The sequence below is a fragment of the Bacillus haynesii genome (genome assembly GCF_001969855.1).
GTDB lineage: Bacteria > Bacillota > Bacilli > Bacillales > Bacillaceae > Bacillus > Bacillus haynesii.
In genome coordinates this window covers 55,721-68,794 of sequence record NZ_MRBL01000001.1, presented here as the reverse complement: position 1 = coordinate 68,794, position 13,074 = coordinate 55,721, and the positions used below count along the sequence as shown (strand labels likewise).

Sequence of the window (13,074 nt, the reverse complement as noted above, 5' to 3'; positions counted from 1 at the left end):
TACAAAGAGAAATGAATGTTTTGCAGAAGAGAACCTTGCCGCAGTCTGCTTCGCTACTTTTTCTTCCCGATAAATTTAAAATGTGTTGTATTCTTTCTCTTTTAATTGGATAGATTTTGAAATGAACCATTTATTTTGAGTTTGAGGAATTCTCATTATGAAGCGCTCCATTAGCTATCTTCTTTAAGGAAGGAGACGATCATGGAAAAGTTAAATATAGCTGGCGGCGATCCTCTCAATGGCACAGTACATATAAGCGGAGCGAAAAACAGCGCTGTCGCTCTCATACCCGCGACGATTTTGGCTGATTCGACGGTTACGCTTGAAGGCCTTCCCCACATTTCAGACATTTTGACCCTGCGCGATCTGCTGAGAGAGATTGGCGGAAACGTTCATCTTGAAAAGGGAGAAATGGTCGTTGATCCTGCGCCGATGATCAGCATGCCTTTGCCGAATGGAAAAGTGAAACAGCTTCGGGCTTCTTATTATTTAATGGGCGCGATGCTCGGACGCTTTAAGAAAGCGGTCATCGGCCTTCCAGGCGGCTGCCACCTTGGTCCGAGACCGATTGATCAGCATATCAAAGGTTTTGAGGCGCTCGGAGCCGAAGTGACAAACGAACAGGGTGCGATCTATCTGCGTGCGGAGGAGTTAAAAGGCGCACGCATTTATCTTGATGTCGTCAGTGTTGGAGCAACGATCAACATCATGCTTGCCGCCGTGCTTGCCAAAGGCAGAACCGTAATTGAAAACGCTGCGAAAGAACCTGAGATTATCGATGTTGCCACCCTTTTAACAAGCATGGGAGCAAAAATAAAAGGTGCCGGTACGGATGTCATCCGCATCGAAGGCGTTGAATCGCTTCACGGGTGTAGACACTCGATTATCCCGGACCGGATCGAAGCCGGCACGTTCATGATCGCAGCTGCTTCCATGGGACAAGAAGTGCTGATTGATAATGTGATTCCGACGCATTTGGAATCGTTAATCGCCAAGCTCCGCGAAATGGGGGTTCGGATCGAAGAAAGCAGTGAGCAGATTTTAATGGTCGGCGGACAGAAAGAGCTGAAACCGGTCGACTTGAAAACGCTCGTATACCCCGGCTTTCCGACCGATCTGCAGCAGCCGATGACATCGCTCTTAACGAAGGCAAACGGGACGAGCGTTGTCACTGACACCATTTATTCCGCCCGCTTCAAACATATCGACGAGCTGAGGCGCATGGGTGCGTCGATGAAGGTCGAAGGAAGATCGGCGATTATTACAGGTCCCGTTCCTTTGCAGGGAGCCAAGGTGAAAGCGAGTGATCTGCGGGCGGGAGCATGTCTCGTTGTTGCGGGTCTGATGGCGGAAGGAGTCACGGAAATCACCGGTTTGGAGCACCTTGACAGAGGCTACAGTCAGCTTGAAGAAAAGCTGACAAAGCTCGGGGCCACTGTCTGGCGCGAAAAATTGACAGACCGGGAAATTGAACAGCTGCAAAACTCCTGATGGACAAATGCTGTGATAGATAAAACATAAAGGATTTCATATGGGGGAGAGGAGATTAGATAGGAATGGAAAGAAGCTTATCGATGGAACTTGTACGTGTGACAGAAGCGGCTGCGCTTAAGTCAGCGCGCTGGATGGGAAGAGGTAAAAAAGACGAAGCCGACGACGCTGCGACAAGCGCCATGAGGGATGTGTTTGACACCATTCCTATGAAGGGAACGGTCGTAATCGGAGAAGGGGAAATGGATGAAGCACCGATGCTTTATATTGGAGAAAAGCTCGGCAACGGCTACGGCCCTCGCGTAGACGTAGCAGTAGACCCTCTCGAAGGGACGAACATCGTCGCAAGCGGCGGATGGAACGCGCTCGCAGTCATTGCGGTGGCTGATCACGGAAACCTGCTGAATGCGCCTGACATGTATATGGATAAAATCGCTGTAGGTCCTGAAGCTGTCGGCTGCATCGACATTGAAGCACCTGTGATTGATAACTTGAAAGCTGTAGCAAAAGCAAAGAATAAAGATGTAGAAGATGTCGTAGCCACGATTTTGAACCGTCCGCGGCACGAGAAAATCATCCATGAGCTTCGCGAAGCGGGCGCCAGAATCAAGCTGATCAATGACGGGGACGTGGCCGGTGCCATTAACACCGCTTTTGATCATACGGGCGTCGATATTTTATTCGGCTCAGGAGGCGCTCCGGAAGGCGTTCTGTCGGCTGTCGCACTCAAAGCTCTCGGAGGAGAAATTCACGGAAAGCTTCTTCCTCAAAACGAGGAAGAACTGAGACGCTGTGAAAAGATGGGGCTTGATACGGGCAAAGTGCTCCGCATGGAAGACCTCGTCAAGGGAGACGACGCGATTTTCGCCGCAACTGGTGTTACAGACGGAGAGCTCCTGAAAGGCGTGCAATTCAAAGGATCTGTTGGAACGACCCACAGCGTAGTCATGAGAGCGAAATCCGGTACGGTACGGTTTGTGGACGGAAGACACAGTCTCAAGAAAAAACCTAACCTAGTCATCCGGCCATAAGGAAAAAGAAAAGCGGGGATATATACGACCCGCTTTTCCCTTGTATTTCACTTCACGAATTGAATCAAGGTTCATACTCTGATACAATAGCTACGGCTTTTCTTCTTCATGTCAAGGCATTTTTCAAAACAGGGTCATCTCTATCAATTTCATGTCAAATCGTAAATGAAGTTGAATATGTACGACAAATAAGGTAAAACTAAAGAGTGCTGCGAAATTTTCTGCACATGTTGGTTCTTAGAGAGAGCCAAAATCCTGCCGCATCTATCAGATATGCGATTATCTTCTCTTGTTAAGTCCTCGCTTCTTTCTCGACTCATACTTATAATCCTTTTCAATACGTCGATATATATGGGTAGAAGCGTTGCCGGTAAAACGAATCGGCAGTATACATTAAGCGTCTTTCGTGAAATTGATGAGACAAAGTAAATTATTTGATTAGAAAAGAGTGGTGTTCTTAGTGAAAGATGTATCCATTTCATCTTTGGAAAATATGAAATTAAAAGAGCTGTATGAGCTTGCAAGGCATTATAAAGTCTCTTATTACAGCAAACTGACAAAAAAGGAACTGATTTTTGCCATTCTGAAAGCAAACGCCGAACAGGAAGATCTGCTGTTCATGGAAGGCGTATTGGAAATCATCCAGTCCGAAGGGTTCGGCTTTCTCAGGCCGATCAACTATTCCCCGAGTTCAGAGGATATCTATATTTCCGCTTCGCAAATCCGCCGTTTTGATTTGAGAAACGGTGACAAAGTGTCCGGAAAGGTCCGTCCTCCAAAAGAAAACGAACGGTATTACGGCCTGCTGCACGTTGAAGCGGTTAACGGTGACGATCCTGAATCGGCAAAAGAACGCGTGCACTTTCCGGCATTAACGCCTCTTTATCCAGATCGCCAGATGGTGCTTGAAACGAAACCGAATCACCTGTCAACACGGATCATGGACATGATGGCGCCGGTCGGCTTTGGACAGCGCGGTCTGATCGTCGCTCCGCCTAAAGCGGGTAAAACCATGCTTTTGAAAGAGATCGCGAACAGCATCACAACCAACCATCCGGAAGCGGAGCTGATCGTGCTTCTTATCGATGAAAGGCCTGAGGAAGTGACCGATATCGAACGTTCGGTGGCCGGAGACGTCGTCAGCTCCACGTTTGACGAGGTTCCTGAAAACCACATCAAGGTGGCCGAGCTTGTTTTGGAACGTGCAATGAGGCTTGTCGAGCATAAAAAGGACGTCATCATTTTAATGGACAGCATTACAAGGCTGGCCCGCGCTTATAACCTTGTCATTCCGCCGAGCGGCCGAACGTTGTCTGGGGGAATCGATCCCGGCGCTTTCCACCGTCCAAAGCGTTTCTTTGGAGCTGCCCGCAACATCGAAGAGGGCGGCAGCTTAACGATCCTGGCGACTGCTCTCGTCGACACGGGCTCGCGGATGGATGACGTCATCTATGAAGAATTTAAAGGAACAGGGAACATGGAGCTTCATCTTGACCGTTCTCTTGCGGAAAGAAGAATCTTTCCTGCCATTGATATTCGCCGTTCGGGTACGCGTAAAGAAGAGCTTCTCGTTCCGAAAGAGCACCTTGATCGTCTGTGGTCAATCCGGAAAACGATGTCTGACACGCCTGATTTCGTCGAGAAATTTATGAGAAAAATGAAAAAGACGAAAACGAATCAGGAGTTTTTCGATATTCTGATCCAGGAATGGAAACAAGCCAATATGTCGGCGGCAAGGCGCTGATTTAAAACTTTAGTTTGCAAAACGTCCGAATCGCTGTTATAATTTCATCATGTGCGTTCCGGAGGTTTTGTCCCGGAATAATAACTCTGTTTCCGAATTGGATTCAGGGCGGAAGGAGATGACAGATATGAAAGCAGGAATTCATCCTGAGTTCAAAAAAGCAACAGTCAAATGCGCTTGTGGAAATGAATTTGAAACAGGTTCAGTAAAAGAAGAGGTACGCGTTGAGATTTGTTCTGAATGCCATCCGTTCTACACTGGCCGCCAAAAATTCGCTTCTGCTGATGGTCGTGTTGATCGCTTTAACAAAAAATACGGTCTTAAGTAATAATAGATATGATAAACAGGCAGGATTCGTCTTGCCTGTTTTTTTACTTGCAATAATTGCTGGAGAGGAGTTAGTTGGATGTACATCATGAAGCAAAGCGGCTGGCTTGAACTCATATGCGGAAGCATGTTTTCTGGCAAGTCAGAGGAGCTCATCCGCCGGATTAAAAGGGCAACGTTTGCGAAGCAGGAAGTCAAAGTGTTTAAACCGGCCATTGATAATCGCTACAGCAGCGAATCGGTTGTGTCGCATAATGGGACATCCATTGTGTGCCATGCCATCGCATCTCCGGAAGAAATTTTTCAATACATAAGCAAAGATACGGATGTCATCGGTGTCGACGAAGTGCAGTTTTTTGATGAAACGATTGTCGGCACGTTAACTTCTCTGGCTGATCAGGGCTACCGTGTGATCGCAGCAGGCCTTGATTTGGACTTCCGGGGCGAGCCTTTCGGTGTCGTGCCTGATCTTATGGCTTTAGCGGAAACGGTGACCAAGCTGCAAGCGGTGTGCTCTGTCTGCGGTTCTCCGGCCAGCCGAACCCAGAGGCTGATCAATGGAAAACCTGCTTCTTATGACGATCCAGTCATTTTGGTGGGGGCTTCCGAAGCATATGAAGCGCGTTGCCGCCACCATCATGAAGTGCCCGGAAAGCCGAAATGAAACCGGAAAAACATATAGATTTTCACAAAAAAACACTTGGTAAAAACAAGTGTTTTTTTTATTGAATCCTTTTTATAGGAATTAATGTAATTAAAAAACTTAATTAAGAATACGAAAAAATTAACTAATTTTCATCGCTTGAATTTTGACAAAAGCAGGCATAAAATGACTTACTGTAGTCAGTAAAAAGTAAATAGGTTTTAGGAAATGTTCAGTTTTTTGTCAAAAACGCGCGTTACATATTTGACAATCTACATGTGTAAAAAGGCAAATATTCTATATTGTTTACCGTATTTATTTCACCTCATTAACATTTTAAGAAAGAAGGTAATTAGTGTGAACAACATGAGAAGAACGAAGGAAGGATATTTGGAGACTTCTTTGCGGGGAAAAGACGTTCTTTCCATTCCAACGCTTAATAAAGGTGTTGCATTTTCGCTTGAAGAAAGAAAGAACCTCGGTCTGGAAGGGCTTCTGCCGCCGACTGTTCTCAGCCTTGATCAGCAGGCAGAACGGGCTTATGAACAATTTTCCCGTCAACCTGACAGACTTCGTCAAAACGTATATTTGAACGATCTGCAAAACAGAAACGAAGTGCTTTTCTATAAATTATTGCAAAACCATCTGCGTGAAATGCTTCCGGTTGTCTATACGCCAACTGTCGGTGAAGCGATTCAGGAATACAGCCACGAATACCGCAGACCGCACGGCGTTTACTTGTCAATCGATGATATGGACGGAATCGAAACGGCATTTAAAAACCTGCAGGCATCTGCTGATGACATCGATTTGATCGTTGCTACCGATTCCGAAAGCATCTTGGGCATCGGCGACTGGGGCGTCGGAGGCATCAACATCGCGATTGGTAAGCTTGCAGTATATACGGCGGCAGCGGGAATCGATCCGAGCCGCGTCATCCCGGTCGTACTGGATGTCGGAACGAATAATGAAAAACTGCTAAACGATCCGCTTTATATCGGAAACCGTCATTCGCGTGTAGAAGGCGAGCGCTACGAACAATTTATCGACGCTTATGTCGAAACAGCATTGAAGTTTTTCCCTAATGCGCTTCTTCACTGGGAAGATTTTGGGAATAAAAATGCCCGCAACATTATGAGTAAATATAACCATAAAATTTCAACATTTAATGATGATATCCAAGGAACAGGGGCCATCACGCTGGCAGCGATTTTAGCAGCTGTCAAAAAGACAGGAACGTCTTTGAAAGACCACCGTGTCGTCATCTTCGGACCTGGTTCTGCGGGTATCGGAATCGCTGACCAAATCCGCGACACTATGGTGCTTGAAGGGCTTTCAGAAGAAGAAGCCAGCCGTGCATTCTGGACAGTCGACTACAGAGGATTATTAACGACAGGCATGGATCAAATTTTGGATTTCCAAGAACCGTATTTGCGCGATACGCAAGAAGTGAAAGATTGGAAATGCAATGAAAAGGGAGAGATTTCCTTTGAGGAAGTCATCCGTCAGGTGAAGCCTACCATCCTGATTGGTACATCAGGTGTTGCCGGCGCCTTCACTGAAGAAATCATCAAAGAGATGGCGGCTCATACTGAGCGTCCTGTGATTCTGCCGATGTCCAATCCGACACATCTGGCTGAAGCTGTTCCTGAAGACTTGTTCAAATGGACGGACGGAAAAGCGCTTGTGGCGACGGGAAGCCCGTTTGAAGCTGTTGAGTACAATGGCGTGAAACACGAAATTGGACAATCCAATAATGCTTTCGTATTCCCTGGATTAGGTCTGGGAACAATCGTTGCGAAAGCGAAGGTCATCACAAACGGCATGTTTGCCGCATCTGCAAACGCGGTCGCGAACATGGTTGACCATGAAAAACCGGGTGCAGGCCTTCTGCCGAAAATTGACGACCTGCAAGACGTATCCGTTCAAGTGGCAATCGACGTTGTGAAAGCTGCCATTAAAGACGGCGTGGCCCAAGTTCAGCCTGAAGATGTCGAAAAGGCGGTTCGCGAAGCCATGTGGCGTCCGGAATATCAAACAATTGTTGCAAAACGCGACTAATATTCAGTACTGAGGAAACGATAAAAAGAAACGGCAGCCCGGGTGCGGGAGTTTTTCACCGGGCTGCACCAATCAAAGATGAAAAATGGGATCGGCGGCTGTGTAACAGGGCGACCGCATTTATCAGCCGCCGTTAATTCGTCCCTGAAAGGGACAACATAGAGGAGGAAACAGTCTTGGACTTTTTAAATATTTTAATCCTCCTTGCGCCAATATTTTTTGTTATTGCGCTGGGATGGTTCGCGGGTCACTTTGGAAGCTATGATGCTAAATCTGCAAAAGGGGTAAGCACGCTCGTTACGAAATACGCGCTTCCGGCCCACTTTGTTTCAAGCATTTTGTCAACGCCAAAAGATAAGTTTTACAGCCAGATTCCGCTGATGATTTCACTGGTAATCGGTATCGTTGGATTTTACGTTATTATTTTGCTTCTTTTACGATTTTTATTTAAGTACGATTTAACAGATGCTTCAATGTTCTCATTGAACTCAGCTCAGCCGACATTCGCCTTTATGGGAATTCCGGTATTGGGCAGCCTGTTCGGCATGCAGGAAGTTGCGATTCCGATCGCGATTACGGGAATTGTCGTGAATGCGATGCTTGATCCGCTTGCGATCATCGTCGGAACCGTCGGCCGTTCTTCTAAAAAACAAACGGAAACGACTGAAAGTATTTGGAAGGTAACAGGAAAATCAATTTTACACGGTTTGTCTGAACCGCTCGCTTTTGCACCGCTTGCAAGTATCATTCTTGTATTATTCGGTCTGCAAATTCCTGAATTGCCGCAGAAAATGCTTGATATGCTCGGGAATACGACTTCAGGTATCGCCCTTTTCGCAGTCGGGGTGACTGTCGGAATCCGCAAAATCAAATTCAGTATGCCTGCTTTGAGCATCGCTTTATTAAAAGTCGCTGCTCAACCTGCTTTAATGTTTGTGATCGCGATTGTCGTCGGCCTTTCTTCCGCTGACATGACAAAAGCGGTTCTGCTTGTGGCATTCCCTGGTTCTGCTGTGGCGGCCATGATTGCTACAAACTTTGAAAGCCAGGAAGCGGAAACGGCCTCCGCGTTTGTGATCAGCGCGGTGCTGTCGATTATTTCACTGCCGATATTAATTGCCATTACAGCATAAGGAAAAAGCTTGCAAGAAGCCGTTTTATGGCCTTGCAAGCTTTTTTGCGCTTTAAAAAGAGAAGATCGATTTCAATTTGCTTTTCGGTTTTTTTTCTTCTCTTCTGCCGGCTGTATCTTTTTCCTGGCGGTTCATGCTTTCCAATTCGCTGATTTTCTGTTCGAGATGTTTGATCTGTTGCCGTTCTTCTTCTAGTTCGCGTCTTTGCTGCAGAAGCTGATAGGAGACGACATCGTCAGCTTTTTGTTCCAGTTTTCTCTCTAGCTCGGCGATTTTCTTTTGGAGCAGCTCGCGTTCAAGCTGTTCATGCTCTAAAAAACGCTGCAGTCTTTCTTCGAGCCGCTCATTCATTTGCGGTGCAGGCTCTTTCGTTTGAATCATTTCGTTTTTCTTGATGAAGAAGGTTTTTTTCGGGCGTTTGACCGTGACATCCTGCATAGGCGTCCCATTTTTCAACTGTTCTTTTACTTCTTTTAAAATGGCGATATCGTCTTCCGTGAAAAAATAGTGGCCAAGCTCATTTCGGGAAGCGGGTAGTTGCAGCTGCTTGACCCAGCGCTGCACCGTTTTGGTTGACACCCCGAGTTCATTTGCCGCATCGGCAGTATTCATATGATACCTCCTTTTAACCTGTTACTGTTCATTAAAAAGGGTATTCGACCTGAATGAAAAGCTTCCTTCCTGTTAGACAAAAGAAGAAGGGATTCGGCAAAGAAAGCGGTTTTTCCACAGACGGTGCAGGGCGTTGCTATGCCTCGTAAAGCTCTAAAGGCAGGCCGTCCGGGTCAGAGAAGAACGTATAGCGCTTGCTTGTTCCGGGATCGGTGCGAATCGGTTCAGCAGTGATGCCTTTTTGCTTGAGCTCCTTGACGGTCTGATCAAGATCAGCCACTGTGAAAGCCAAATGGCGGAGTCCGGCAGCTTCTGGTCTGGTAAGGCGCTCGGGGGGCTCTGGAAAAGAAAACAGCTCGATGACATAGCGGCCGTTTAATGAGAGATCCAGTTTATATGAATCCCGGTCCTTTCTGTACGTTTCGCTCAGAATCTCAAGTCCGAGCTTGTCGACATAGAATGTTTTGGATGCTTCGTAATCCGAGCATATAATGGCAATGTGATGAATCGATTCCAGCATTGAGTCAAGCTCCTTTTTTCTTAAAAGTATAGCAAAAAGACGCGGCTGCTGCCGATAACGGCGAAGTTGTTTTGACGGGGAAGAGTCCCTATACTATAATTAGAATGTTACGCACAGCAAACAGAGGTGAATAGCGTGTTAGACCGTTTAAAATCGATAGAGGACCGGTACGAAAAATTAAATGAGCTATTAAGCGATCCGGAAGTTGTCAACGATCCGAAGAAGCTTAGAGAATATTCGAAAGAACAATCTGATTTACAGGAAACAGTTGAAGCATACAGACGTTATCGGAGCGCGTCGGAACAGCTGAGCGATGCAAAAGCGATGCTTGAAGAAAAGCTTGACGCCGACATGCGCGAGATGGTCAAAGAGGAGATTTCCGAACTGCAGGAAGAAATCGAGTCGCTCACAGATCAGCTGAAGGTATTGCTGATCCCGAAAGATCCGAATGATGACAAAAACGTTATCATGGAAATCCGCGGCGCAGCGGGCGGAGAAGAGGCCGCTTTGTTTGCGGGCAACCTTTACCGTATGTACAGCCGCTACGCAGAGCTCCAAGGCTGGAAAACAGAAGTGATGGAAGCGAATACGACAGGTACAGGCGGATATAAAGAGATCATTTTTATGATCAATGGAAGCGGCGCATATTCAAGGCTGAAGTATGAGAACGGCGCACACCGCGTACAGCGCGTTCCAGAGACCGAATCCGGCGGGCGCATCCATACATCCACGGCAACGGTAGCCTGCCTGCCTGAGGCTGAAGAGGTAGAAGTCGACATTCATGAAAAAGACATTCGCGTCGACACCTTCGCTTCGAGCGGTCCGGGAGGGCAAAGCGTCAATACGACGATGTCAGCCGTCCGTCTGACTCACCTTCCGACAGGTGTTGTCGTGTCTTGCCAGGATGAAAAATCTCAGATCAAAAACAAAGAAAAAGCGATGAAGGTTCTGCGTGCGCGAATTTACGATAAATTTCAGCAGGAAGCTCAGGCTGAATATGATCAAAACCGGAAATCCGCAGTCGGAACAGGGGACCGTTCTGAGCGCATCCGTACGTATAACTTTCCGCAAAACCGCGTCACCGATCACCGGATCGGCTTGACGATCCAAAAGCTCGACCAGATCCTTGAAGGCAAGCTTGACGAAGTCATCGACGCGCTGATCGTAGAAGACCAGGCAAGCAAGCTGCAAGAGGCGGAGAGCTGAGATGAAAACAGTTTTTGAAGCCCTTAAGTGGGCTTCTTCTTATTTGACTGAAGCGGGAAGGGACCGAAATGCCTCGGAAATTTTGCTCGCCGATCAGCTGAACATCGACCGCAGCAAACTGTTGGCAAGCTTCCATGATGTCATATCAGAGTCTGATTTTTCGAGGTTTAAAAAATCTGTCGAGCTTCATCATCAAGGAGTGCCTGTTCAATATATCACCGGAAAAGAGTCCTTCTACGGACGGGAATTTTCGGTAAATGAACACGTTCTGATTCCGCGTCCTGAAACAGAGGAAGTCATTGAAGCGGCCCTTTCCGAAGCGGAAAGAGTTTTTCCCGGAATAGATCGTCTTAAAGCCGTCGATGTCGGTACAGGAAGCGGGGCGATTGCGGTGACCCTTGCGCTTGAGAGCCCGCGTTTTTCCGTTACGGCGACGGATATTTCGGAACAAGCTTTAAGTACGGCAAGACACAACGCTGACCGGCTTGGGGCGAAAGTGGATTTCATCGGCGGCGATTTGCTTGAGCCGCTTATCACGCGACAGAAGAAAGCTGATGTCATCGTATCGAATCCACCTTATATATCTGAGGAAGACATGAAGACGCTGTCAGATGTCGTCCGTCTTCATGAACCCGCCGGGGCTTTGACGGACGGTGCTGATGGATTGCAGTTTTATAAGCGTTTCATGAAGGAAATTCCATTTGTCATCGCAGATCAGGCACTGGTGGTGTTTGAAATCGGCTGGAATCAGGGGAATGCCGTCAAAGACATGTTTCACCGGTTCTTTCCTGATGCTGACGTACGGGTGAAGAAGGATCTTAATGGAAAAGACCGCATCGTCTGCGCGGTAATTGAACAACATCGTTAAAAAAACCGCCGGAAATGAAGTGACCCCAAAAAGTTAGACAATAAAATCTCATGAAGCCATTTGACTGGCATGATTCTGGTATTGTACCGGGCTCATGCCTTTTCATTTGATCTTGATCCGTTTGTGATTGAAGTATGCCTTTCACCCCCCGCAAAATACCTTTTAACCGCTTGTATTTTTTCCTCACCTGTAAATTTAGCCATAAGAAAACTGCACCTCCAATTGTTAAGTGTGTCTAATAAAAGGGGGGCAGTTCAAATTAGTTCCCGGCGGTCTTTTTTTGTTTGAAAATAGGAACCGCAGCCTTGACCGTTCAGGCGGCCTGCTTTACTATTTTTTAACAAAATTTTTATCTGAATAAAATAAAAAATAGTTCAAGATTAATAAATATCCTAAACAGATTGTCTTATTTTTAATGTAGGGGACAGTGTCACGACATCCCTCTGTAAGCCGCTTTCCCCATTCAGAAGGTTTACCATTGCACATACGGCTTTTTGAGCCAGTTCTTCGACAGGTATATCGATTGTCGTGATTTCCGGATCGGTCACCTCACAGATCGATTGATTGTCATATCCAAGCACTGCAAGCTGCTTTGGCACTTCATATTGATAGTATCGGGCCCTTTTAATAATTCCTGCGGCCACTTGGTCGTTTCCCGTAAAAATGGCGGTCGGCTTTTCGGACATGTTGTGGATCTGGTCCATAATGCGGAAGCCGTCATGAATGGTAAATGCGTGGCTGAACATCCACTTCTCCTGGAAACATAAACCTGCATCAGACAATGCTTTCAGAAACCCTTCTTTTCTCATAATCTGGGCCTTGCTGTGTATCGTATCACAGCAAAAGGCCATTAAATGATGCCCTTTTTGAATAAAAAGCTCCGTTCCTTTATATCCGGCTTCGAATTCGTCATAGCAGATCACCGGCACGTCCGCTTCGGCGTGGAATTCATTTGCCAAGACTACGGGACCGTATTTGACGTATTTTTTGATGTCTTCCCATTCATTTTCAAGGCTGCATAACATAAGGCCGTCGACTTCTTTCCTCTTGAGCAGCTCCAGTACTTTCAGTTCATTCTGCTTTTGATAAAACGTCTGAAACACAATGACTTTGTATTGGTGTTTCAGCGCTTCAGCGGACATATGCTTCATGAGCTGCGCGAAGAATGGGTGGTCCGCGTGAGGGACAGACACTGCGAGAAACATCGTTTTGTTGGATCTGAGCTTTCGTGCAGACGTGTTCGGGATGTAGTCCAATTTTTCGATGACTTCCAAAACCCGCTTCCTTTTTTCTTCAGATACATAGGGATGATCGTTCAGTACTCTGGAAACAGTTGTTTTTGACACATTACTTAATTTTGCAATTTCGTCAATCGTAGGCATAAAGTCACTTCCTGAAAAAAAGAGTTGTTATGGTATCGATTCCACCATTTAAGATA

General features: G+C 46.6%; 12 protein-coding genes. 9 read left to right on the top strand and 3 right to left on the bottom strand.

Annotated features, from left to right (window positions below):
- Nucleotides 1-201 precede the first annotated feature (201 nt).
- The 7 genes from BTA31_RS00325 to BTA31_RS00295 all read left to right on the top strand — a co-directional run bounded on the left by BTA31_RS00325 (nucleotide 202) and on the right by BTA31_RS00295 (nucleotide 8,430).
- Nucleotides 202-1,491: a UDP-N-acetylglucosamine 1-carboxyvinyltransferase gene (locus BTA31_RS00325; RefSeq protein WP_043925177.1), complete on the top strand. Its 1,290-nt coding sequence runs from the start codon at nucleotides 202-204 to the stop codon at nucleotides 1,489-1,491.
- Between the two features lie 65 nt (nucleotides 1,492-1,556).
- A complete protein-coding gene (gene glpX, locus BTA31_RS00320; protein ID WP_076788155.1) occupies nucleotides 1,557-2,522 on the top strand; it encodes a class II fructose-bisphosphatase in 966 nt (321 codons plus the stop codon).
- Between the two features lie 460 nt (nucleotides 2,523-2,982).
- On the top strand, nucleotides 2,983-4,266 hold the full coding sequence (gene rho / locus BTA31_RS00315) for a transcription termination factor Rho (protein ID WP_003186053.1): 1,284 nt from the start codon (nucleotides 2,983-2,985) through the stop codon (nucleotides 4,264-4,266).
- 127 nt (nucleotides 4,267-4,393) lie between these two features.
- Nucleotides 4,394-4,594: a 50S ribosomal protein L31 gene (gene rpmE, locus BTA31_RS00310; RefSeq protein ID WP_003186051.1), complete on the top strand. Its 201-nt coding sequence runs from the start codon at nucleotides 4,394-4,396 to the stop codon at nucleotides 4,592-4,594.
- 78 nt (nucleotides 4,595-4,672) lie between these two features.
- On the top strand, nucleotides 4,673-5,257 hold the full coding sequence (locus BTA31_RS00305; protein WP_043925176.1) for a thymidine kinase: 585 nt from the start codon (nucleotides 4,673-4,675) through the stop codon (nucleotides 5,255-5,257).
- 336 nt (nucleotides 5,258-5,593) lie between these two features.
- Entirely contained in the window at nucleotides 5,594-7,297 is a 1,704-nt protein-coding gene (gene malS / locus BTA31_RS00300) for an oxaloacetate-decarboxylating malate dehydrogenase (RefSeq protein WP_076788153.1), read from the top strand.
- Nucleotides 7,298-7,473: 176 nt separating this feature from the next.
- Nucleotides 7,474-8,430 carry an AEC family transporter gene (locus tag BTA31_RS00295; protein WP_043925174.1) on the top strand — a complete coding sequence of 319 codons (957 nt, stop codon included), beginning with the start codon at nucleotides 7,474-7,476 and terminating at the stop codon, nucleotides 8,428-8,430.
- A gap of 51 nt (nucleotides 8,431-8,481) precedes the next feature.
- Here the strand turns inward: BTA31_RS00295 and racA are convergent, their stop codons facing one another.
- Entirely contained in the window at nucleotides 8,482-9,042 is a 561-nt protein-coding gene (gene racA, locus BTA31_RS00290) for a chromosome-anchoring protein RacA (protein ID WP_043925172.1), read from the bottom strand.
- A gap of 136 nt (nucleotides 9,043-9,178) precedes the next feature.
- Nucleotides 9,179-9,562, bottom strand: coding sequence for an SMU1112c/YaeR family gloxylase I-like metalloprotein (gene gloA2, locus BTA31_RS00285; RefSeq protein WP_043925171.1), 384 nt, complete (start codon nucleotides 9,560-9,562; stop codon nucleotides 9,179-9,181).
- A 135-nt stretch (nucleotides 9,563-9,697) separates the two neighbouring features.
- Here gloA2 and prfA point away from each other — a divergent pair, with 135 nt between their 5' ends.
- Both prfA and prmC read left to right on the top strand, forming a co-directional pair.
- Complete coding sequence (gene prfA / locus BTA31_RS00280) at nucleotides 9,698-10,768, top strand: peptide chain release factor 1 (RefSeq protein WP_076788151.1); 1,071 nt, start codon at nucleotides 9,698-9,700, stop codon at nucleotides 10,766-10,768.
- Nucleotide 10,769: 1 nt separating this feature from the next.
- Nucleotides 10,770-11,636, top strand: a complete 867-nt coding sequence (gene prmC / locus BTA31_RS00275; protein WP_076788148.1) for a peptide chain release factor N(5)-glutamine methyltransferase — start codon at nucleotides 10,770-10,772, stop codon at nucleotides 11,634-11,636.
- Nucleotides 11,637-12,028: 392 nt separating this feature from the next.
- On the opposite strand, the gene BTA31_RS00270 is transcribed toward prmC, so the two are convergent.
- Nucleotides 12,029-13,018, bottom strand: coding sequence for a LacI family DNA-binding transcriptional regulator (locus BTA31_RS00270; RefSeq protein WP_043925167.1), 990 nt, complete (start codon nucleotides 13,016-13,018; stop codon nucleotides 12,029-12,031).
- Nucleotides 13,019-13,074: the final 56 nt, after the last annotated feature.

Coding starts and splice junctions, on each gene's coding strand:
- BTA31_RS00325 (WP_043925177.1), top strand. CDS start 202: ATGGAAAAGTTAAATATAGCTGGCGGCGATCCTCTCAATGGCACAGTA.
- glpX (WP_076788155.1), top strand. CDS start 1,557: ATGGAAAGAAGCTTATCGATGGAACTTGTACGTGTGACAGAAGCGGCT.
- rpmE (WP_003186051.1), top strand. CDS start 4,394: ATGAAAGCAGGAATTCATCCTGAGTTCAAAAAAGCAACAGTCAAATGC.
- BTA31_RS00305 (WP_043925176.1), top strand. CDS start 4,673: ATGTACATCATGAAGCAAAGCGGCTGGCTTGAACTCATATGCGGAAGC.
- racA (WP_043925172.1), bottom strand. CDS start 9,042: ATGAATACTGCCGATGCGGCAAATGAACTCGGGGTGTCAACCAAAACG.
- gloA2 (WP_043925171.1), bottom strand. CDS start 9,562: ATGCTGGAATCGATTCATCACATTGCCATTATATGCTCGGATTACGAA.
- prmC (WP_076788148.1), top strand. CDS start 10,770: ATGAAAACAGTTTTTGAAGCCCTTAAGTGGGCTTCTTCTTATTTGACT.
- BTA31_RS00270 (WP_043925167.1), bottom strand. CDS start 13,018: ATGCCTACGATTGACGAAATTGCAAAATTAAGTAATGTGTCAAAAACA.